Source organism: Streptomyces mesophilus, assembly GCF_011044995.1.
Classification (GTDB): domain Bacteria; phylum Actinomycetota; class Actinomycetes; order Streptomycetales; family Streptomycetaceae; genus Streptomyces; species Streptomyces mesophilus.
This window is the reverse complement of record NZ_JAAKZW010000145.1, coordinates 1-21,119: the sequence shown is the minus strand read 5'-3', so window position 1 is coordinate 21,119 and position 21,119 is coordinate 1. Positions and strand designations below refer to the sequence as shown.

Here is a 21,119-nt window from a genome sequence, read left to right as displayed (position 1 = left end):
GGGATGGTGGCCTCCCAGGGGCGCAGCCAGTCCCGGTTGCGGCGGTTGACCTCGCGCCAGGGGCGCTGGTCGCGCATCTTTATGGGCCGGAGGACGATATCGCCGTCCACCAGTTCCACCGGCCACGAAGGGCTGTTCAGCTCGGGCTCCCCGTAACTCCGTCGGCGGGCCTGGGGTGGTCACCGCCGTGCAGCTGCTCGACCGCGTGCACCAGGACCGACTCGAGGACGGCGAGGCCGTCGCGCACTCCCCCGGTCGAGCCCGGCAGGTTCACGATCAGGGTGCGGTGCGCGACGCCGGCCAGACCCCTCGACAGGGCGGCGGCCGGCACCTTGTCCCGGCTGAACGCCCGTACCGCCTCGGGGATTCCGGGCACCTCGTAGTCGATGACGCGGCGGGTGGCGTCCGGGGTCGCGTCGGTGGGCGAGATACCCGTGCCGCCGGTCGTGACGATCACGTCGTACGCGGCCTCGACGCCGGCCCGCAGCGCGGCCTCGACCGGGTCGCCGTCCGGCACGACCTGGGGGCCTTCGACCTCGAAGCCGAGGGCGCGCAGGCCTTCGGCGAGGATCGGGCCGCCCTTGTCCGGGTACACACCGGCGGCGGCGCGGTTGGAGGCGGTGACGACGAGCGCGCGGTACGTCATGACCGGCTCCAGTCGCCCGACTTGCCGCCCGACTTGGACTCGACCCGTACCTCGGTGATGACGGCGCCCTTGTCGACGGCCTTCACCATGTCGACCACGGTCAGCGCGGCGACGGACACCGCGGTCATGGCTTCCATCTCGACGCCCGTGCGGCCGGTGGTCTTGACCGTGGCGGTGATCTCCACGGCGTCGTCGGCCACCGAGAGGTCGAGCTTCACGCCGGCGATGTCCAGCGGGTGGCACAGCGGGATCAGGTCGGAGCACTTCTTCGCGCCCATGATGCCCGCGATACGTGCGGTCGCGAGGGCGTCGCCCTTGGGCATGCCCTCGCCGCGCAACAGCGAGATCACCTGGGGCGAGACGAGCACGCGGCCCGAGGCGCGGGCGATGCGCTCGGTCACGTCCTTCCCGGACACGTCGACCATGCGGGCGGCGCCCGCCTCGTCGATATGGGTCAGTCGGTCCTGCGTGCTCATGTGCTGCTGCGCTCCCGGTCGGGCCGTCACGGCCCTGGGACATGGGCCCTGTGCGGGGGCCGTATGTGGGCCGTGTGTGGGCGACACGGTACCTCTACCAGAGGCTGCGCGGTCTGCTGGAGCCTGGCGTCAGCCCAGCGGAATGACGTCCAGCTCCGTACCGGGGGTGACTTCGGTGGTGTCCTCGGGGACGACGATCAGCGCGTCGGCCTGCGCGAGCGCGGCGATCAGATGCGAACCGGCTCCGCCCACCGGACGGACGGCCCCCGCCTCGGCGTCGTAGGACCCGCGCAGGTACTGCCGCTTGCCCTTCGGTGACGACAGCGGCTCGTCGCAGCGCAGTGCGGCGCGGACGGTCGGACGGTTCACCTCGTCCAGGCCCATGAGGGCGCGGATGGCGGGACGTACGAACAGCTCGAAGGAGACATACGACGACACCGGATTGCCCGGCAGCGCGAGCAGCGGGGTGTGGTCGGGGCCGATCGCGCCGAAGCCCTGGGGCTTGCCCGGCTGCATGGCGAGCTTGCGGAACTCGATGCCGCTGCCCGGCTCGTCCTCGTCACCGAGGTGCTCGAGGGCTTCCTTCACCACGTCGTACGCGCCGACGCTGACCCCGCCCGTGGTGACCAGGAGATCCGCGCGGATCAACTGGTCCTCGATGGTGGAGCGCAGGGTCTCCGCGTCGTCCGCGACCGCGCCCACGCGGTACGCGATGGCGCCGGCGTCACGGGCGGCGGCGGTCAGGGCGAAGGAGTTGGAGTCGTAGATCTGGCCCTTGCCCAACTCCTCGCCCGGCTGCGTCAGTTCGCTGCCGGTGGACATCACGACCACGCGCGGCCGGGGACGGACCCGTACCGAGGCGCGGCCGATCGCGGCGAGCAGGGCGATCTGCGACGGGCCGAGGACGGTGCCGGCGGCCAGCGCCTGTTCGCCGGCCTGGACGTCGCTGCCCTGGGCGCGGACATGCGCCCGGGCCCCGGCGGGCCGGTGCACCCGGACCTCGCCGCTCGCGCCCTGGGGGGACGCGCTGTGCGGGGTCATGGAGCCGACCGGGCCCGCGCCGAGGCCGCCGTCGGTCCACTCGACCGGGACCACCGCTTCCGCGCCGGGCGGCAGCGGTGCGCCGGTCATGATGCGCGCGGCCTGTCCCGCGCCCACGGTCAGATCGCCCGGACTGCCCGCCGCGACATCCCCGATGACATCGAGGACGGCAGGGAACTCCTCGCTCGCGCCCTCGACATCGGCGACCCGGACGGCATAGCCGTCCATGGAGCTGTTGTCGAAGGGCGGCAGCGAGAGCGGCACGGTGACCTCGTCCACGAGGACACAGCCCTGGGCGTCCAGGAGCTGGAGCTCGATCGGCTCCAGCGGCTGGACAGTCGCCAGGATGTCCTCGAGGTGCTCGGTCACCGACCACACGGGGGCGGCCTGATCCGTGGTGCTGCTGCTCAAGACTGCTGCATCTCCTCGGTGACGTAACTGCGAAGCCAGGTCCGGAACTCCGGGCCCAGGTCTTCACGTTCGCACGCGAGCCGGACGATGGCGCGAAGGTAGTCGCCGCGGTCACCGGTGTCATAGCGGCGGCCCTTGAAGACCACGCCGTGCACCGGGCCGCCCTCGTCGGACGTCGCGAGCTTCTGCAGTGCGTCGGTGAGCTGGATCTCGCCGCCGCGGCCGGGCTCGGTCTGACGCAGTATGGCGAAGATCTCCGGGGCGAGTACATAGCGGCCGATGATCGCCAGGTTGCTGGGCGCCTCGGAGGCGTCGGGCTTCTCGATCAGGCCGGTGATCTGTACGACGTCCTCGTCGCCGGTCGGCTTGACCGCGGCGCAGCCGTACAGGTGGATCTGCGCGGGGTCGACCTCCATCAGCGCGATGACGCTGCCGCCTTCGCGGGCCTGGATCTCGACCATGCGCCGAAGCAGCGGGTCGCGGGCGTCGATGAGGTCGTCGCCGAGGAGGACCGCGAAGGGCTCGTCGCCCACGTGCGGGGCCGCGCACAGGACCGCGTGGCCGAGGCCCCTGGGGTCGCCCTGGCGCACATAGTGCATGGTGGCCAGGTCGCTGGACTCCTGGACCTTCGCGAGACGGTCGGCGTCGCCCTTCTTCTCCAGGGCGGATTCCAGCTCGTAATTGCGGTCGAAGTGGTCCTCGAGCGGGCGCTTGTTGCGGCCCGTGACCATCAGGACGTCGGACAGACCGGCCGCTACGGCCTCTTCCACCACGTATTGGATGGCGGGCTTGTCGACCACCGGGAGCATTTCCTTCGGGGTCGCTTTGGTCGCCGGCAGGAAGCGGGTGCCGAGACCGGCTGCCGGGATGACAGCCTTGGTGATCGTGGGGCGCTCAGTCATGTCCCGCACCTTATCTGGCGAGAATGGGCGGAAGCTTTGCCTCCAGTTAATTCATTCTCATTGAGCGCGATTGGGCCTGATTTGTGTGAGCGAGCTGTGAGCAGCGACACCGCGAGCAAAGCTGCCAAGGAAAGGTTGCGCGGAGAACTCCTCGGCATGAGGAGGGCATTGACACCGGATGACGTGCGGGTGGCCGCGGCCGCACTCGGCGAGCAGGCGCTCGCCCTGCCCCGGCTGACCGCTGCGGGCGCGGTGGTCGCCGCGTATGTCTCGGTCGGGCGTGAGCCCGGGACGCGGGTGCTGCTCGATGCGCTACGGGCCCGTGGGGTACGGGTGTTGCTGCCCGTACTGCTGCCGGACAACGATCTCGACTGGGCCGCGTACGAAGGTCCCGGACGTCTGTCCCCTGCCGCGCGCGGGCTGCTCGAACCGGAGGGCGCCCGGCTCGGGCCCGAGGCCGTCACCGAGGCCGATACCGTCCTGCTGCCGGGGCTCGCGGTCGATGCGCGCGGGATGCGGCTCGGACGCGGGGGAGGCTCGTACGACCGCGTGCTCGCAAGGCTCGAGCGGGCGCGCGCCCACCCGGATCTGATCGTGCTGCTCTACGAGAACGAGGTGGTCGCGCAGGTTCCGGCGGAACCGCACGACCACCCCGTTCACGCGGTGGTGACCCCCTCGGGAGTGCGCACTTTTACGGCTTGAGCACCAGATGGTTCTCGGTCGCGTCCTCGACGGCCTTCGCCCCGTACGACCAGTCGTAGAGCTCGCCCTTGACCCACTTCTCGGTCTGGTCGGTGTAGTTGGGGCTGTACGCGTGCCCCGACGCACCGGTCAGGTTGATCCACTTGGACTTGTCGAAGTCCTGGAGGTTGACCACCATCCGCATCGACGGCACCCAGATCACCTGGTAGCCGCCGGCCGCGTTCCAGCCGGTCGCGTCGACCGCGGCCTCACCGCCGCCGAGCTTGTACGGGCCGCGGTTGAGCAGCCACTGCATGAAGCCCGGGCCCTCGGTGCCGATGGTCTGGTTCTTCAGCTCCAGGGTGTGGAGCCGGCCCCAGCTCCAGGTGTCCATGTCCTTGCCGAGCTTGGCGGTCAGCTCCCAGCGCGCGTCCTCCATGGCCCGCGCGAGCAGCTGGTCGAGGGTCTTGGTCTCCTCGTCGGTGCGGGTGCCGGGCGTGTGCCACCACTCGCTGTTCTCGTCCTCGGAGAGCTTGCGGAACACCTCGAACCAGCGGTCGCCGCCGTCCGGCTGCGCCGCGTCCGGATCCCGCTCGCCGCACTCGCGTACGCGCTCGTCGGGGTCGTCGACCGGGCCCGTCTTGTCGGCGGGCTCGACGCTGATGCAGGAGCCCTTGACGCGCAGCTCCTTGGGCAGCTTGTTGCCGAAGGCGAGCTTGAGGACGTTGCGCCACACCGCGTTGAAGTACGCGGCGGCCGCCGAGTCCGCGTCCTGCGTACCGTCCCAGCCCTCGAGGAGCTTCTGGCCGTCGCGGACGTCGGGGTCCTCGATGTCGAGCTTGAGCAGCATCGGATTGAGCTTCTTGGCGATCTCGCTGTTCGAGTCCATCTGCATGGTGCGCATGTCCTCGGTCGAGATCTTCCCGCCGCCCTCGAGCTTCCCTTCGATGAGGTCGTTGATCCGCTGGCTGCGCGCGCCGTAGCCCCAGTCCTTCGTCAGCTCGTGCGGGTAGGACTTGTCGACGACGGCCTGGTTGGCGGTCACGATGTAGCCGCGCTCGGGGTTGTACTCGTAGGGCAGCGCCTTGAACGAGACGTACCCGGTCCAGCTGTACGAGGGGTCCCAGCCGGGCGCGGGCAGCGTGCCGTCGTGCTTCGTGGAGCGCGTGGGGATCTTGCCGGGGGCCTGGTAGCCGATGTTGCCGTCGCGGTCCGCGTAGATCAGGTTCTGCGAGGGCACCTCGAAGTTCGCGGCCGCGGCCTGGAACTCCTTGAAGTTCGTCGCCCTGTTGAGCGTGAACACGGCGTCCATCGACTTGCCCGCGTCGAGCGCGGTCCAGCGCAGCGCCACCGCGTAGCCGTCGGAGCGGTCCGGGGCGGAGGCGTCGACGGGCGCCTCCTCGCCGACCTTGCCGAGCTCGTCGCTGCGGTCGGAGAGCAGCGGGCCGTTGTTGGTCTCGCGGACCGTGATCTTCCGCGCCTCGCCGCCGGCGACCTTGATGGTCTCCTGGCGGGTCTTGAACGGCTGCACCTTGCCGTCGTACAGGTAGCCGTCGCCCTGGATCTTCTCCAGGTAGAGGTCGGTGACGTCCGCGCCGAGGTTGGTCATGCCCCAGGCGATCTCCTGGTTGTGACCGATGATCACGCCGGGCATGCCGGAGAAGGTGTAGCCGGAGACGTCGTACTGGCACTTCTCGGAGACGTTCCTGCAGTGCAGGCCCATCTGGTACCAGAGCGAGGGCAGCTGGGGCGCGAGGTGCGGATCGTTGGCGAGCAGCGGCTTGCCGGTGGTGGTGTGCTCACCGGACACCACCCAGGAGTTGGAGCCGATGCCGTTGCCGTTGGGCCCGATGGCGTCCGGCATGTTCTCCAGGACCTTGGAGAGGCCGGACAGCTGGGTGTTCAGGGCGGCTCCGGCCGTGCCCTGCGTCGCCGGGTTGCCCGACTGCGGCTGGGTGCCGGTGCCCTTCGGGTTGTACGTGTCCGTCGCGGTATCGACGGCACCTTCCTGCACGATCGGCTTGTGCGTCTCGTACGGGTACTCCGGGTAGAGCTCGCCGATCTGCTTCGGGCCGAGCCGGCTGTACATCAGCGCGCGGTCGATCTCGTCCTGCATGTTGCCGCGCAGATCCCAGGCCATCGCCTTGAGCCAGGCCACCGAGTCGACCGGGGTCCACTTCTCGATCTTGTAGTCGGTGGTGAACCCGAGGGCCGCGTACTCGACCGAGACGTCCTTGCCCGACTTGCCCGCGAGGTACTGGTTGACCCCGTCGGCGTACGCCTGCAGGTACTTCTTCGTGTCGGGCGTCAGCTTCTCGTCGTATTCCTTCTGCGCCGTCTCGCGCCAGCCCAGGGTGCGCAGGAACGCGTCGGTCTCGACCTGCCCCTCGCCGAACATCTCGGACAGCCGGCCCGACGTCATGTGACGGCGTACGTCCATCTCCCAGAACCGGTCCTGCGCCTGCACGTAACCCTGCGCGCGGAACAGGTCCTCGCTGGTGTCCGCGTAGATCTGCGGGATGCCCTGGGCGTCCCTGCGGACGTCGACGGGGGCGGAGAGACCGTCGAGGCTGATCGAACCCTTCGTCTGCGGAAGGGAGGCGCGCACGGTGCTGATGCTCCACCAGGCGCCGAACGCGAGGCCCGCGACCAGCGCCACTACCAGCGTGAGCACGATCAGTCGGGCGCGGCGCCCCTTCTTCCGGCCGGCCTTGCGGCCACCCGAAGGGGCGGTGGTGTTCGCGGGCATCGCTGTCCTTGTGGTCCTGGAGCGGTCCTTTGAGTGCAGGAGCAACCTTAGGTGCAGCTCGTCGTACGCCAGGACGCGGTGTCCGTTCCGGCCGTAGGACCGTAGCGGAACGGAGATCTTGCCCGTCAAGGAAGCGTTAACGATTAGGTAAGGTAACGAAGTACCCCCTCCCCCGGATCCGGCGGCAGCCCGCTTCGGAGTCCACCCCGCGAGGAAGGAACGGCCACTGACTGTCCATCAGCTCAACGAGCTCCTCTTGATCAGCTCGCTCGTCCTGCTCATCGCCGTCGCCGCGGTACGGATCTCTTCGCGCAGCGGCCTGCCGAGCCTGCTCCTGTACCTGGGTATCGGCATTGCGATAGGCCAGGACGGGATCTTCAATGTCACCTTCAACAATGCCGAGTTGACCCAGGTCATCGGTTACGCCGCACTTGTGGTGATCCTTGCCGAAGGTGGCCTCGGCACCAAGTGGAAGGAAATCAAGCCCGCGTTGCCGGCCGCGGTCGTCCTTTCGACCGTGGGCGTGGCGGTCAGCGTGGGCATCACGGCTGCCGGTGCGCACTATCTCGTCGGGCTCGAATGGCGCCAGGCGCTGATCATCGGCGCGGTCGTCTCCTCGACCGACGCCGCGGCCGTCTTCTCCGTCCTGCGCAAGGTGCCGCTGCCCTCGCGCATCACCGGCGTGCTCGAAGCGGAATCCGGATTCAACGACGCCCCGGTCGTGATCCTGGTCGTGGCCTTCTCCTCGGTGGATCCGGTCCATGCCTGGTACGTCCTGGTCGGCGAGATCGCCCTCGAGCTCGCGATCGGTGCGGCCGTCGGTCTCGCGGTCGGCTTCCTCGGCGCGTGGGGGCTGCGCCATGTCGCGCTGCCCGCGTCCGGCCTCTACCCGATCGCCGTCATGGCGATCGCGGTCACGGCGTACGCGGCCGGCGCCATCGCGCACGGCTCGGGCTTCCTCGCCGTCTATCTGGCCGCGATGGTCCTCGGCAACGCCAAGCTGCCGCACTGGCCGGCCACCCGGGGCTTCGCCGACGGGCTCGGCTGGCTCGCTCAGATCGGCATGTTCGTGCTGCTCGGGCTCCTGGTCACCCCGCACAAGCTGCTCGACGACGTCTGGCCTGCGATCCTCATCGGCCTGATCCTGACGATGGTGGCGCGACCGCTCGAGGTCGTGCTCAGCCTGCTGCCGTTCAAGATCCCCTGGCGTGAGCAGGCCCTGATGAGCTGGGCCGGGCTGCGTGGCGCGGTGCCGATTATTCTCGCGACGATCCCGATGGTGGCCGAGATCGAGGGCAACGAGCGGATCTTCAACATCGTCTTCGTGCTCGTGGTCGTCTACACGCTCGTCCAAGGTCCTACGCTGCCGTGGCTGGCCAAGGCCCTGAAGCTGGGCGACTCCGACGGGGCCGCCGACCTGGGCATCGAATCCGCCCCGCTGGAGCGATTGCGCGGGCATCTGCTCTCGGTGGCGATCCCGGAGAAGTCCAAGATGCACGGCGTCGAGGTCGCCGAGCTGCGGCTGCCGGCCGGTTCGGCGGTCACGCTGGTCGTCCGCGACGAGAAGTCCTTCGTACCGCTGCCGACGACGGTGCTGCGGCGCGGGGACGAGCTGCTCGTGGTGGCCACGGATCCCGTACGGGACGCGGCCGAGAAGCGGCTGCGGGACGTCGGGCAGGGCGGAAAGCTGGCCGGGTGGCTGGGGACCGGGGCGTAAACGTTGGCGTAAACGTTGGCGTAAACGTTGGCTTAATCGCAGGTGTCGAGCGACCCGAGCTTGGCAATTCCGAGGCACGTCTTGCGGAAGACCCGTACAATGAAGGTAACCGCAAACGAATCACCTCTGTCTGATGAAGAGCTGGCGCGTTCGCACGGCGGCCGAGGTCCCCCGCAGGGACCGGGCATCACCGACGATCCCTGCGCACGATGGACAGCTCTCGGCGATGCCAATACGGGCCCGCTACCAGGCAGCAGAAAGGCAAGGACCGTGGTGTCCACGGTCAACTCCCGCCCTGGTTACGGCCAGCTTCTGCGCACTGAAGGCGCACTCTCGTTCGTCCTGCCCGGCTTCGCCGCACGGCAGCCCTTCGCCATGCTCACGATGTCGATCGTGCTCCTTGTGCAGCACACGACCGGCTCGTTCGGCACCGCGGGCGCCGTCGCCGCCGTGACGGGTATCTCCATGGCCCTGTTCGCACCACAGAGCGGCAAGCTCGCGGACCGCTTCGGGCAGTCGGCCGTCCTGATCCCCGGCGTTCTGATCAACTCCGTCGCGGTGATCCTGCTCGCCGCCCTGGCCCTCGCGGACGCCCCGCTGTGGGCGCTGTTCCTCGCGGCCGTGCCGGCCGGTGCCTCGGTGCCGCAGGTCGGCCCGATGGTCCGCTCCCGCTGGGCCTCCGTCCTCGACCGCCCGGACCGCCGGCACCTGCTGCCGACCGCGGCGGCCTTCGAGTCCGTCACCGACGAGCTCACCTTCGTCGTCGGCCCCGTCCTGGCCACGATGCTGTGCACCGTCGTCCACCCCGGCGCCGGTCTCGCCGCCCAGGCGGTCCTGACCCTCGCCGGCGGTCTGCTGTTCGCCGCACAGCGCGGCACCCAGCCGGCCCGTGCGGTCGCGGGTGATGTTTCTGTGCAGCGAGCTTCGGCCCTGTCCATTCCGGGTGTGCGCGCCCTGATCGTCGCCATGCTCGGCATCGGCGCCGTCTTCGGCGGTATGCAGGTCTCGCTGACGGCTTTCGCCGAGGAGATCGGCCAGTCGGGCGTCAACGGCCTGCTGTACGGGATCTTCGCGGCCGGCAACATGATCGCCGGTATCGCCTGCGGCGCCATCGCCTGGAAGATCGGGCCGCGCCGCCGGCTGCTGCTCGGCTACACCGCGCTGACCGCCATGGCCGCCACCCTGTGGACGCTGGACTCGGTCGCGATGTTCGCGATCGTCGGTCTGCTCGTGGGCATGGCGATCGCACCGGCCCTGATCACCGCGTTCACGCTGGTCGAGCAGCTGGTGCCGGCCTCCGGCCGTACCGAGGCGTTCACCTGGCTGACGGGTGCGGTCGCCTTCGGGCAGGCCGCCGCCGTGACCGTGGCCGGACGGCTCGCGGACGCCCATGGCGCGAGCTACGGATTCCTGGTCCCCGCGGTCGCCACCGCACTGGCCCTGGGGACCCTGTTCGCCCTGCGCGGCAGGCTCGCGCCGGCGTCCAAGGGGCGGACCGTGGCACGTGGTGTGGGTCACCGCGCGCTCGCCACGGTGGACTGATCCCGAGGAATACGTCACTATGGAACGTCGTTAGCACTCATCGAGTGAGAGTGCCAGGAGGAAGCAAGTGCCGACGTATCAGTACCAGTGCACCGAGTGCGGCGAAGGCCTCGAGGCGGTGCAGAAGTTCACGGATGACGCTCTGACCGAGTGCCCGAGCTGCAGCGGACGCCTCAAGAAGGTGTTCTCGGCGGTCGGCATCGTGTTCAAGGGCTCGGGCTTCTACCGCAACGACAGCCGCGGCTCGTCGTCGAGCAGCACGCCGGCCTCGGCGTCGTCCTCGTCCTCGGGCTCCTCCTCGGCGAAGTCGTCCTCGGACGCGTCGTCGAAGTCGTCGTCCACGTCTTCGTCGTCCTCCTCGTCGTCGTCTTCCTCGACGTCGGCCGCCTGACGCTTAGCTTTCGAGAACCCCGCTGCCTCACCGGCAGCGGGGTTCTCGCGTATGGCTACGCTGATCGCATGGTGAACGCAGAGATCGGCGTGATCGGTGGCTCCGGGTTCTACTCCTTCCTGGAGGACGTGACCGAGGTCACGGTGGAGACCCCCTACGGAGCGCCCAGCGACTCCCTCTTCCTCGGCGAGATCGCCGGACGGACCGTGGCCTTCCTGCCCCGGCACGGCCGCGACCACCGGCTGCCGCCGCACCGCATCAACTACCGCGCGAACCTGTGGGCACTGCGCTCCGTGGGCGTACGGCAGGTGCTCGGCCCGTGTGCGGTCGGCGGGCTGCGGGCGGAGTACGGGCCGGGCACGCTGCTCGTTCCGGACCAGGTCGTGGACCGTACGAAGGCGCGGGCGCAGACCTTCTTCGACGGGCACCCGCTGCCGGACGGCACGGTGCCGAACGTCGTCCACACCACCTTCGCCGACCCCTACTGCCCGGTGGGCCGCGGCGCCGCGCTCAAGGCGGCGCGCGGGCGGGACTGGGAGCCGGTCGACGGCGGCACGATGGTCGTGATCGAGGGGCCGCGGTTCTCGACCCGCGCCGAGTCGCAGTGGCATGCCGCGATGGGCTGGTCGGTGGTCGGCATGACCGGGCACCCCGAGGCGGTGCTCGCCCGTGAACTGGGGCTCTGCTACACGTCGATGTCGCTGGTGACGGACCTGGACGCCGGTGCGGAGACGGGTGAAGGGGTCTCGCACACCGAGGTGTTGAGGGTGTTCGGGGAGAACGTCGGGCGGCTGCGCGAGGTGCTCTTCGATGTGGTGGGGGCGCTTCCGCAGACGGCGGAGCGGGACTGCCTGTGCACGCATGCGCATGACGGGTGGGATCTGGGGATCGAGCTGCCGTAGCTCTCGGCACTCGGCGTGAGGTGGTGAACGCCTCGTTCCGGTGAGGGAGTTGTCCACAGGCCGGTGGTTGTCCACAGGGCTCAGCGGGCTTGCGGCGTTGCGGGGATCGTGAGGGGCGTTCGACGACGTCCCTCACGTCAGGCGGTGATCCCGTGTCCACCACTCGTCCCCTTCCGCACTCCTCTCTGTCCGCGCCTCCCTCCCCCGCTGTCCCTGCACCCGCTGTCCCTGCACCCGCTGTCCCCGCGCCCGCATGCGATGTCCCGCACTTCTCTCCTCTTCATGTACGGGGTGGGAGCGCGCGGTTGAGGAGAGCTCTGCGGCGGCGCAGACGCACCCTCGCGGCCGGGCTCGCCGTGGCGGCGGCGACGCTGGCGCTCGGTGGGCGTGCCGCCCCCGAGCCGACGGCGGATGCGGGCGCGGCCACGGCCCCTGCTGCCCGGCCCGTCGAGCTGGTCTCCGCTCCGGTGCGTATCGCCGATGCCGCGGCCGTACGGCTCCTCGAGCCCGGCGACCGCGTGGATGTGGTGGCCGCGGGCGAGCACGGTGAGCAGGCACGTGTCGTGGCCGCGGACGCACGGGTGGCGCAGGTGCCCGAGGCCGGCGAAGAGAGCCTCGACGGCGGTGCGTTGGTGGTCCTGGAGGTTCCGCGCTCTGTGTCCACCGCCCTGGTGGGAGCCGGTGCGGGCACGCCGCTCGCGGTGACGTTGCGATGACAACGACTCGGTGCGGGAGCGGGAGTTCGTCAACTCACCTGTTCGTGTGCATGGATTGGACGCCGCTTCGGCCTGCTGTGCCTAATGGCAGCTTCAGCTTCCATAGCTTCCATTGCACATGCGACGAAAGGCTCCACTGTGAGCGAGGAGAAGCCCAGCCTCTTCGAAGGATTCAAGGCGTTCCTGATGCGGGGGAACGTCGTCGATCTGGCGGTCGCGGTCGTCATCGGCGCGGCGTTCACCAACATCGTGAACTCCGTGGTGAAGGGCGTGATCAATCCGCTGGTCGGCGCGTTCGGCACGAAGGACCTCGACAAGTACAGCTCGTGCCTGAAGGCCCCGTGCGAGTACAAGAACGGCGAGGTCGTCTCCGGCATCCCGATCATGTGGGGCACGGTGCTCAGCGCCATTCTGAGCTTCGTCATCACCGCGGCGGTCGTCTACTTCCTCATGGTGCTCCCGATGGCCAAGTACCTGGCCAAGGTCGAGCAGCGGCGCAAGGCGAAGGAAGGCGTCCAGGAGACGATGGAGATCACCGAGCTCGAAGTGCTCAAGGAGATCCGCGACGCCGTGGTGGCCCAGCGCGGTTCGGGCAACCGCGAGTAACTGCTCAGAGGTGGTGGGGCGGCTTCTCGTCGAGGAAGCGTGCGAGGTCCGCGGCGCTGTCGCCGCTCGCCGCCGGCCGCTCGCCCCAGCCCCGGTCCGTGTCGTCGGACGACTGCTGGTCGAGCGGGTCGTCGAAGACCAGCTTGGGCCTGGGCTTCGGCTGCTGCTCGTCCTCGGAGGGCTGCGGGGCGGTGCTCATGCGTCCAGGGTACGTCCGGGGCGCGGGGAGCGGCTCGGGCCGGCCGCTCACCCCGTACTCGCGCAAGGGCTCAGACGGCTGTGAGGCCGTGCGCCTCGAAGATCCGCTTCGCCGCGTCGACCTGCTCGGGCCCCGGCGAAGGCGTCTCGGCCAGGGTGAACGGCATGTCCAGTGCCTCCCACTTGGACTGGCCGAGCTTGTGGAAGGGCAGCACGTCCACGCGCGAGACATTGCCGAGGGAGCCGGCGAAGGCGGCGACGCCCTCGATGTTCGCCGGGGCGTCGGTCAGGCCGGGCACGAGCACGAAGCGGACGTGCACCTCCTTGCCGAGGTCGGCGAGGCGGTGGGCGAAGTCGAGGGTGGGCTGGAGTTCGCGCGCGGTGACCTTCTTGTAGGTGTCGCGGTCCCAGGACTTGATGTCGAGCAGCACGAGGTCGATGTCGCGGAGCATCGCGTCGGTGGCGCGGACGCCGAGGAAGCCCGAGGTGTCGAGGGCGGTGTGCAGCCCGAGCTCGTGCTTCATACGGTGGAAGAGCTCGCCGGCGAAGACCGGCTGGAGGAGCGGTTCGCCGCCCGAGATGGTCGCGCCGCCGCCCGAAGCCTTGATGAAGGTCGTGTACTTGGCCGCTTCGGCGAGCACGTCGTCGGCCGACGTGCGCTTGCCGTTGCGCATCTTCATCGTGTCGGGGTTGTGGCAATACAGGCAGGCCAGCGGGCAGCCGGCCAGGAACGTCACGAAGCGCGTGCCGGGGCCGTCGACACCCGTCGACAGGTCCCAGGAGTGCACCGAGCCCTCGATGGGGCGCTGGGTGGCGGCCGCGGCCGGCGTGCTGGGCAGACCGGCCGGGCTGTGCAGACCGATGCGTTCGTCGGCGGTCGGCGCACCGACGGGGATGTCCTTGCCGAGCAGCACTGTCATGGCACAACTCCCGGAGGGTTCAAGCGGGTTGGTGATCGCGGCTCCCGGGCCCGGAGTGAGGGCCCGGGCCCGGGGCCGCGAGTCGGGGTCGGCTCAGAGCGAGCCGTGGAAGGTGCGGTTGATGACGTCCAGCTGCTGCTCGCGCGTCAGGCGGACGAAGTTCACCGCGTAGCCGGAGACCCGGATGGTCAGCTGCGGGTAGTTCTCCGGGTGCTCCATGGCGTCCTCGAGGGTCGCCTTGTTGAGGACGTTGACGTTCATGTGGAAGCCGTCGCTGGCCATGAAGCCGTCGAGTACACCGGAGAGGTTCGCGATGCGGTCCTCGGGGGTGCGGCCGAGCGCGTCCGGGGTGATCGTGTTGGTCAGCGAGATGCCGTCCTCGGCGTCGTCGTAGTTGAGCTTGGCGACCGACATCGCGGAGGCGATGTAGCCGTGCTCGTCACGGCCGTTCATCGGGTTGGCGCCGGGGGCGAACGGGGCGCCTGCGCGACGGCCGTCGGGGGTGTTGCCGGTCTTCTTGCCGTAGACGACGTTCGACGTGATGGTCAGGACGGACTGCGTGTGCAGCGCGTTCCGGTACGTCGGGTACTTGCGGATCTTCTCCATGAAGCCGCTGACGATGTTCTGGGCGATCTCGTCGACCCGGTCGTCGTTGTTGCCGTAGGCCGGGTAGTCGCCCTCGATCAGGTAGTCGACGGCGAGGCCGCTCTCGTCGCGGACGACCTTGACCTTGGCGTGCTTCAGGGCCGACAGGGAGTCCGTGGCGACCGAGAGGCCGGCGATGCCGCAGGCCATGGTGCGCAGGATCTCGCGGTCGTGCAGCGCCATCTCGATGCGCTCGTAGGCGTACTTGTCGTGCATGTAGTGGATGACGTTCAGCGCGTGCACGTACGTCTTGGCCAGCCACTCGAGCATCGCGTCGTACTGCTTGGCGACGGTCTCGTAGTCCAGGTACTCGCCCTCGATGGGCTCGAAGCCCTTGACGACGACCTTGCCGGACTTCTCGTCGCGGCCACCGTTGATCGCGTAGAGCAGCGCCTTGGCGACGTTCACACGGGCGCCGAAGAACTGCATCTGCTTGCCGACGGCCATCGCGGAGACACAGCAGGCGATCGCGGTGTCGTCGCCGTACTTCGGGCGCATCAGCTCGTCGGACTCGAACTGCAGGGCCGAGGTGTCGATGGCGACCTTGGACGCGAAGTCCTTGAAGCCCTTGGGGAGTTGCTGCGACCAGAAGACGGTCAGGTTCGGCTCCGGGGCCGGGCCCAGGTTGTACAGGGTCTGCAGCGCGCGGAACGTGGTCCTGGAGACCAGCGGGCGGCCGTCCTCACCCATACCGGCCATGGACCAGGTGACCCAGGTCGGGTCGCCGGAGTAGAGCTCGTTGTACTCGGGGGTGCGCAGGAAGCGGACGATGCGGAGCTTGATGACGAAGTCGTCGATGAACTCCTGGGCCTCGGCCTCGGTGATGCGGCCGGCCTCGATGTCGCGCTGCAGGTAGATGTCGAGGAAGTTGTCGATGCGGCCGATCGACATGGCCGCGCCGTTCTGCTCCTTGACCGCGGCGAGGTACGCGAAGTACAGCCACTGCACGGCCTCGCGGCCGGTCTGCGCCGGGCGGGAGATGTCGTAGCCGTAGGACTGCGCCATCGCCTTGAGCTCGCCGAGCGCCTTGATCTGCTCGGAGGTCTCCTCGCGGCCGCGGATCACGTCCTCGGTCGGCCACTCGGCGTCGAACTGGGCCTTGACGGCCTTCTTGTCCTCGATGAGGCGGTCGACACCGTAGAGGGCGACACGGCGGTAGTCGCCGATGATGCGGCCGCGGCCGTAGGCGTCGGGGAGACCGGTGATGATGCCGGAGGAGCGGCAGGCGCGGATCTCGGGCGTGTAGGCGTCGAAGACGCCCTCGTTGTGGGTCTTGCGCAGGTGCGTGTAGATCTCGCGCACCTCGGGGTCGGCCTCGTAGCCGTAGGCGTTGAGGGCGCCCTCGACCATGCGCCAGCCACCGTTGGGCATGATGGCGCGCTTGAGCGCACCGTCGGTCTGGAGGCCGACGATCAGGTCCTTGTCCGCGTCGATGTATCCGGGCTTGAAGGCGTCGATACGCGACGGAGTCTTCACGTCGACGTCGTAGATGCCCTTCTCGATCTCCTCGGGGAACATCGACAGGAGCTTGTTCCACACGGCGGTGGTGCGCTCCGTCGGGCCCGCGAGGAACGAGTCGTCACCCTCGTAAGGCGTGTAGTTCTGCTGCACGAAGTCGCGGACGTCGATGGCGTCCCTCCACAGGCCGCCCTTGAAGCCGTCCCAGGCCTCGTCGTTAACGGTCTTCTCCGCCGGAGTTGCAGTCATCGCCCGAACCTTTCGAGTCCGCGTGTCGCCTCATTGCTACACATCCATTGGACTGCTTTTGATCGATCATTTCGGGCCGCATTGGTCCCTGGTTCGGTACCAATGGTCCCCCCGGTGTACCCGCCTTGCACGTTGACGAGGCTCTCACCTGCGGTTTTGCCAGGGACCTTGGACCATTGTCCGCTTGTGAAAACTTTCACAAGTTTTTCGTCCCGAGTACGGCAAAGCCCTCGGAAACCGGCGTGCGGTCTTCGAGGGCGTGCTGTGCCGGTCGCTGTGCCGGGTGGATCAGGACGGCGACTCGGCGCCCTTGCGGGCGTAGAACCACCAGGTGACCACGATGCAGCTGGCGTAGAAGGCCACGAAGCCCCACATCGCGCTGGTCACCGCGAAGTTGGCGAACAGGGCCGGGATGAAGAAGAAGCCGTACGCGGCGATGGCGGCGGTGAAGCCGGTGACGGCGCCCGCTTCCATCTCCGTCTGCTTCAGCGCCTTCGCGTACTCGGGCGTGCCCTCGGTCAGGCCCTTCAGGTGCTGGTTGCGGAAGATCACCGGGATCTGGCGGAAGGTCGAGCCGTTGCCGATGCCGGAGAAGAAGAACGCGGCAAGGAAGCAGGCGAAGAAGCCGGCGAAGTTGCCGTCGTTGCCGCCCGCGGGCAGGAAGTTGATCACGCCGATGATCGATACGGCCATGCCCACGAAGGACAGGATGGTGACGCGGGCGCCGCCCATCTTGTCCGCGATCCAGCCGCCGGCCCAGCGGGCGAGGGCGCCGAGCGCCGGGCCCATCCAGGCGTAGGTGGCGACCGAGTAGTCCGGGAACGTGGTCTTGATCAGCATCGGGAGCGCGGCGGCGAAGCCGATGAAGGAGCCGAAGGTGCCGACGTAGAGCCAGGTCATCAGCCAGTTGTGCTTGCGCTTGAAGATGATCTTCTGCTGGCTGAAGGAGGTGGAGGCGGTCTTCAGGTCGTTCTGGCCGAACCAGGCGATGGCGGCGAGCACGATCAGGACCGGGACCCACAGGAAGGCGGCGTTCTGGAGGTAGACCTCGTTGCCGGTCTTGGCGTTGTGCTGGCCGGAGCCGATGGCGATCACCGAGCTGGTGATGACGATCGGGGTGAGCAGCTGGACGACGGAGACGCCGAGGTTGCCGAGGCCACCGTTGATGCCGGTCGCGTTGCCCTTCTCCTTCTTCGGGAAGAAGAAGCCGATGTTGGCGAGCGAGGAGGAGAAGTTGGCGCCGCCGATACCGCACAGGGCGGCGATCATCGCCATGGTGCCGAAGGAGGTCGAGGTGTCCTGGATCGCGAAGCCCAGCCACAGGAGCGGGACGATCAGGACGACCGTGGAGATCGCCGTGAAGGTGCGCTGGCCGATCTTCGGGCCGAGGAAGGTGTAGAAGATACGGGCCGTACCACCGGTCAGGCCGGGGATGGCCGTCAGCCAGAACAGCTGCGAGGTGGTGAAGGAGAAGCCGACGTCCTTGAGGTTCGTCGCGGTGACGCTCCACACCTGCCACACCACGAAGGCGACGAGCAGGGCGGGGACCGCGATCCACAGGTTGCGCTGGGCGACGCGCTTGCCGGTGGACTTCCAGAAGAGCTCGTTCTCCGGCTCCCAGTCGGTGATGGGGCGGCCCGGACGGTACTGCGCGGGGTCGTACGACCGCTGTGCGACCTCGACTGTTTCCTTTACGGCAGGCATGCGCTGTTCCTGGGGGTGAAGGAGTTGATCCGTACCCATCCAGGTTGCGTCCCCTTTATCCGCGGAAGCAGAGGCGTAAGTCGGCTTGTGCGCAGGCCAAGGACCTGTGTGCGGCTGGACGTTGGGTCCGCGCGGGGCGGGACCGTCGGCAGGCCGGCGGTCGGCGCCACGTCCGTCGGCGCCACGTCCGTCGGGGCCGCGGTCGTGGGCGTATGCCGAGTGGGCCGGTCCTCGTGCGGGACCGGCCCGGGGCGTCGTGGCGTGCGGTTACGGCAGCTCGGGGACGCCGAGGGCGACCTCGGGGTCGTCCAGGCTGACGCCGGTGCGCAGGTCGAACTCCTGCTTGTGCATGGGCGAGGCGATGGTGGGGACGCCGTCGCGGCTGCCCATGATGCCGTTCGCCATCACGGCGGCGCCGGAGTACGGGTCGTGGTTGCCGACCGCGTAGAGCGCGCCGGAACGGTCCTTGAACAGGGCCGCCTCGGTGCCGTCGGGCAGTACGGCGACGCGGCCGCGGCCCGGCTCCAGGTCCTTGACCAGGTCGTCCTTGAAGGAGACGCCGTCCTCGGGCGCGGCCGTGAACGGCTTGAAGCGGCGGAGCTTCTCCGGGTCGGCGAGCACGGCGGCCCACTCGTCCTGGTAGGCGGCGACGTGCCGTTCCATCTGGGCTTCGAGCTCGGCGCAGATGCTGAGGGAGTCCTCGACGAGCACGGACTTCAGGTGCTCGAGGCCGCCGTCGATGCGCTCCAGCCAGGCGGAGGTGCGCTCCAGGCGCTCGCCCGTGCGGACGTAGTACATGAGGAAGCGGTCGATGAGACGGAACAGTTCGCCGGCGTCCAGGTCGGCGGCGAGGAGGTCGGCGTGGCGGGGGGTGGTGCCGCCGTTGCCGCAGACGTACAGGTTCCAGCCGTTGGCGGTGGCGATGACGCCGATGTCCTTGCCGCGGGCCTCGGCGCATTCGCGCAGACAGCCCGAGACACCGCCCTTGATCTTGTGCGGGGCGCGCAGTCCCCGGTAGCGCAGCTCGAGGTCGATGGCGAGCTGCACAGAGTCGCCCTGCCCGAAGCGGCAGAACTTCGATCCGATGCAGGACTTCACCGTACGAAGGGACTTGCCGTAGGCGTGGCCGGACTCGAAGCCGGCGTCGACCAACCGCTGCCATATCTCGGGGAGTTGATCGGCACGGGCGCCGAACAGGTCGATGCGCTGACCGCCCGTGATCTTCGTGTAGAGGCCGTAGTCGCGGGCGACTTCACCGATCACAATGAGCGCATCGGGCGTGATCTCACCGCCGGGCACGCGCGGGACGACCGAGTACGTGCCGTCCTTTTGGAGGTTCGCCAGGTACAGGTCGTTGGAGTCCTGCAGGGTGGCCTGTTCGCCGTCGAGGATATGGGTCAGGCCCAGCTCCGGGCCGAGGGTGCCGAGCACATTGCCCACGACCGGCTTGCAGACCGTGCAGCCCTCGCCCTTGCCGTACTTCTCGAGGAGTTCGGTGAAGGAGCGGATGCGGTCGGTGCGGATCTTCTCGTAGATCTCCGAACGGCTGAGCTCGAAGTGCTCGCACAGACCCTTGGCCTTCTCGATGCCGGCGGCGGAGAGTTCGGCGTCCAGGACGGCCTGCAGGGTGTTGACGCAACCACCGCAGCCCGTACCGGCCTTGGTGCACTTCTTGATGCCGCCGAGGTCGGTGATGCCTTCGGCGGCGATGGCCGAAGTGACCTGCGCCTTGGTGACGTTGTGACAGGAGCAGAGCACCGCATCGTCCGGCAGCGCGTCGGCGCCCGGGATGTCGGCGGCGGTCACGGGGCCGACGTAGGCCTCGGCGGGCGCGGGGAGTTGCTTGCCGGTGTGCGGCTTCAGGGAGCTGTACGCCTCGGCGTCGCCGACGAGGATGCCGCCGAGCAGAGCCCCGTCGGGGCCGAGGAGCAGCTTCTTGTAGACGCCGTCACGCGAGTCGGAGAAGACGACGGAGACCGCACCGTCCTTGCCCTCCCGCGCGAACGGGTCGCCGAAGGAGGCGACATCGGCGCCCATCAGCTTGAGCTTGGTGGAGGTGTCGGCGCCGTTGAAGACCTTGGTGCCCTCGCCCGCGAGGGCGTCGGCGGCGGTCTCGGCCATCTGGTAGCCGGGCGCGACCAGCCCGTAGACCCGGCCGTCGGCACTCTGGGCGCACTCGCCGATGGCGTAGATGTACGGGTCGGTGGTGCGGCAGTGCTCGTCCACCACGACGCCGCCGCGGTCGCCGACGGCGATACCGGCCTCGCGGGCGAGGCGGTCGCGGGGGCGGACGCCGGCGGAGAAGACGACGAGGTCGGCGTTGATGGTCTCGCCGTTGGACAGGCGCAGTGCGCGGGTGCGGCCGTCGGCGTCGGTCTCGACGCTGCTCGCGCCGACACCGGTGTGCACGGCGACGCCCATGCCCTCGATGGTGGCGCGCAGCGCGGCGGCGCCGCCGTCGTCGACCTGCATCGGCATCAGGCGCGGGGCGAACTCGACGACGTGCGTCGCCAGGCCGAGGGTGCGCAGCGCTCCGGCCGCCTCAAGACCGAGCAGCCCGCCGCCGATGACCACGCCGGTCTTCGCTTCCTCGGCGTACGCGGTGAGGGTCTCGACGTCGTACAGGGTGCGGTAGGTGAAGCAGCCCGCGGCGTCGGCGCCGTCGATCGGTGGCACGAAGGGGTACGAGCCGGTGGCCAGGACCAGGGCGTCGTAGTCGACGACGGTGCCGGAGACGGTGGTGACCTTGCGGGCGGCGGTGTCGATGTGTTCGGCGGGGTCGCCCAGGCGCAGGTCGATGCCGTGCCGTGTGAGGAACTCGGCGTCGGTGAGGGAGAGTTCGTCGGGGTCGGTGCCGGTGAAGGCGGAGGAGAGGTGGACCCGGTCGTAGGCGACGCGGTCCTCCTCGGCGAGCACGACGACGTGCCAGCCGGGGCCGTCCTCGCCCGCGAAGGCGCCGCGTTCGGCAAGCACCTCCAGGAAGTGCTGGCCCACCATGCCGTGGCCGATCAGTACCAGGGTCTGGGTCATGGCGGTCACTCTCCGGGCATGCGTTGGGGAAGCCTCTGCTTCGACGGTAGGCCGCCGCGGGGCTTGCCCCAGGCCGTGAAGGACCTGTTCGCACAGGTCATGGGGCCCTTGGGGGGTGGGCCTTGTGGCAGGGGG

17 protein-coding genes and 1 pseudogene are annotated in these 21,119 nt (G+C 69.0%); 7 read left to right on the top strand and 11 right to left on the bottom strand.

Annotation, left to right across the window (positions count from 1 at the left end):
- The 5 genes and pseudogenes from G6045_RS41640 to galU form a co-directional block, all read right to left on the bottom strand.
- Positions 1-140, bottom strand: a pseudogene (locus tag G6045_RS41640) (GNAT family N-acetyltransferase); the annotation flags it as partial.
- Positions 137-646, bottom strand: coding sequence for a MogA/MoaB family molybdenum cofactor biosynthesis protein (locus G6045_RS27440; protein WP_165334800.1), 510 nt, complete (start codon positions 644-646; stop codon positions 137-139). The pseudogene G6045_RS41640 and the gene G6045_RS27440, both read right to left, overlap by 4 nt.
- On the bottom strand, positions 643-1,122 hold the full coding sequence (gene moaC / locus G6045_RS27435) for a cyclic pyranopterin monophosphate synthase MoaC (protein ID WP_165334799.1): 480 nt from the start codon (positions 1,120-1,122) through the stop codon (positions 643-645). The genes G6045_RS27440 and moaC overlap by 4 nt, the downstream gene beginning before the upstream one ends.
- Positions 1,123-1,251: 129 nt before the next feature.
- Positions 1,252-2,574: a molybdotransferase-like divisome protein Glp gene (gene glp / locus G6045_RS27430; protein ID WP_165334798.1), complete on the bottom strand. Its 1,323-nt coding sequence runs from the start codon at positions 2,572-2,574 to the stop codon at positions 1,252-1,254.
- Positions 2,571-3,476: a UTP--glucose-1-phosphate uridylyltransferase GalU gene (gene galU, locus G6045_RS27425; protein WP_165334797.1), complete on the bottom strand. Its 906-nt coding sequence runs from the start codon at positions 3,474-3,476 to the stop codon at positions 2,571-2,573. The genes glp and galU overlap by 4 nt, the downstream gene beginning before the upstream one ends.
- 96 nt (positions 3,477-3,572) lie before the next feature.
- Here galU and G6045_RS27420 point away from each other — a divergent pair, with 96 nt between their 5' ends.
- The gene (locus tag G6045_RS27420; protein WP_165334796.1) at positions 3,573-4,178 is read left to right on the top strand and encodes a 5-formyltetrahydrofolate cyclo-ligase; all 606 of its coding nucleotides are present in this window, start codon (positions 3,573-3,575) and stop codon (positions 4,176-4,178) included.
- Here the strand turns inward: G6045_RS27420 and G6045_RS27415 are convergent.
- Positions 4,168-6,906 carry a penicillin acylase family protein gene (locus G6045_RS27415; RefSeq protein ID WP_165334795.1) on the bottom strand — a complete coding sequence of 913 codons (2,739 nt, stop codon included), beginning with the start codon at positions 6,904-6,906 and terminating at the stop codon, positions 4,168-4,170. The genes G6045_RS27420 and G6045_RS27415 overlap by 11 nt on opposite strands.
- Positions 6,907-7,132: 226 nt before the next feature.
- On the opposite strand from G6045_RS27415, the gene G6045_RS27410 reads away from it, so the two are divergent.
- The 6 genes from G6045_RS27410 to mscL all read left to right on the top strand — a co-directional run bounded on the left by G6045_RS27410 (position 7,133) and on the right by mscL (position 12,780).
- Positions 7,133-8,623 carry a potassium/proton antiporter gene (locus tag G6045_RS27410; protein ID WP_165334802.1) on the top strand — a complete coding sequence of 497 codons (1,491 nt, stop codon included), beginning with the start codon at positions 7,133-7,135 and terminating at the stop codon, positions 8,621-8,623.
- 270 nt (positions 8,624-8,893) lie between these two features.
- Complete coding sequence (locus G6045_RS27405) at positions 8,894-10,165, top strand: MFS transporter (RefSeq protein WP_165334794.1); 1,272 nt, start codon at positions 8,894-8,896, stop codon at positions 10,163-10,165.
- Positions 10,166-10,232: 67 nt separating this feature from the next.
- A complete protein-coding gene (locus G6045_RS27400; protein ID WP_165334793.1) occupies positions 10,233-10,556 on the top strand; it encodes an FmdB family zinc ribbon protein in 324 nt (107 codons plus the stop codon).
- 68 nt (positions 10,557-10,624) lie between these two features.
- A complete protein-coding gene (locus G6045_RS27395; protein ID WP_165334792.1) occupies positions 10,625-11,458 on the top strand; it encodes an S-methyl-5'-thioadenosine phosphorylase in 834 nt (277 codons plus the stop codon).
- Between the two features lie 305 nt (positions 11,459-11,763).
- Positions 11,764-12,174 carry a hypothetical protein gene (locus G6045_RS27390; protein WP_328707917.1) on the top strand — a complete coding sequence of 137 codons (411 nt, stop codon included), beginning with the start codon at positions 11,764-11,766 and terminating at the stop codon, positions 12,172-12,174.
- 138 nt (positions 12,175-12,312) lie between these two features.
- The gene (gene mscL / locus G6045_RS27385; protein ID WP_328707916.1) at positions 12,313-12,780 is read left to right on the top strand and encodes a large conductance mechanosensitive channel protein MscL; all 468 of its coding nucleotides are present in this window, start codon (positions 12,313-12,315) and stop codon (positions 12,778-12,780) included.
- 4 nt (positions 12,781-12,784) lie between these two features.
- Here the strand turns inward: mscL and G6045_RS27380 are convergent, their stop codons facing one another.
- From G6045_RS27380 to nirB, 5 genes are all read right to left on the bottom strand, one after another.
- The gene (locus G6045_RS27380; protein ID WP_165334790.1) at positions 12,785-12,979 is read right to left on the bottom strand and encodes a hypothetical protein; all 195 of its coding nucleotides are present in this window, start codon (positions 12,977-12,979) and stop codon (positions 12,785-12,787) included.
- A 70-nt stretch (positions 12,980-13,049) separates the two neighbouring features.
- On the bottom strand, positions 13,050-13,898 hold the full coding sequence (pflA, locus tag G6045_RS27375) for a pyruvate formate-lyase-activating protein (RefSeq protein WP_165334789.1): 849 nt from the start codon (positions 13,896-13,898) through the stop codon (positions 13,050-13,052).
- Positions 13,899-13,991: 93 nt separating this feature from the next.
- Positions 13,992-16,250 (bottom strand): formate C-acetyltransferase, encoded by a 2,259-nt coding sequence (gene pflB / locus G6045_RS27370; RefSeq protein ID WP_165334788.1) that lies wholly within the window; start codon positions 16,248-16,250, stop codon positions 13,992-13,994.
- 288 nt (positions 16,251-16,538) lie between these two features.
- Positions 16,539-17,954 carry a NarK family nitrate/nitrite MFS transporter gene (locus G6045_RS27365; protein WP_165334787.1) on the bottom strand — a complete coding sequence of 472 codons (1,416 nt, stop codon included), beginning with the start codon at positions 17,952-17,954 and terminating at the stop codon, positions 16,539-16,541.
- 267 nt (positions 17,955-18,221) lie between these two features.
- A complete protein-coding gene (nirB, locus tag G6045_RS27360) occupies positions 18,222-20,984 on the bottom strand; it encodes a nitrite reductase large subunit NirB (protein WP_165334786.1) in 2,763 nt (920 codons plus the stop codon).
- Positions 20,985-21,119 lie beyond the last annotated feature (135 nt).

Excerpts from the sequence above, each read along its gene's own strand:
- nirB (WP_165334786.1), bottom strand. The coding sequence starts at position 20,984 with ATGACCCAGACCCTGGTACTGATCGGCCACGGCATGGTGGGCCAGCAC.
- galU (WP_165334797.1), bottom strand. The coding sequence starts at position 3,476 with ATGACTGAGCGCCCCACGATCACCAAGGCTGTCATCCCGGCAGCCGGT.
- moaC (WP_165334799.1), bottom strand. The coding sequence starts at position 1,122 with ATGAGCACGCAGGACCGACTGACCCATATCGACGAGGCGGGCGCCGCC.
- G6045_RS27440 (WP_165334800.1), bottom strand. The coding sequence starts at position 646 with ATGACGTACCGCGCGCTCGTCGTCACCGCCTCCAACCGCGCCGCCGCC.
- G6045_RS27365 (WP_165334787.1), bottom strand. The coding sequence starts at position 17,954 with ATGCCTGCCGTAAAGGAAACAGTCGAGGTCGCACAGCGGTCGTACGAC.
- G6045_RS27380 (WP_165334790.1), bottom strand. The coding sequence starts at position 12,979 with ATGAGCACCGCCCCGCAGCCCTCCGAGGACGAGCAGCAGCCGAAGCCC.
- G6045_RS27395 (WP_165334792.1), top strand. The coding sequence starts at position 10,625 with ATGGTGAACGCAGAGATCGGCGTGATCGGTGGCTCCGGGTTCTACTCC.
- pflA (WP_165334789.1), bottom strand. The coding sequence starts at position 13,898 with ATGACAGTGCTGCTCGGCAAGGACATCCCCGTCGGTGCGCCGACCGCC.
- pflB (WP_165334788.1), bottom strand. The coding sequence starts at position 16,250 with ATGACTGCAACTCCGGCGGAGAAGACCGTTAACGACGAGGCCTGGGAC.
- G6045_RS27415 (WP_165334795.1), bottom strand. The coding sequence starts at position 6,906 with ATGCCCGCGAACACCACCGCCCCTTCGGGTGGCCGCAAGGCCGGCCGG.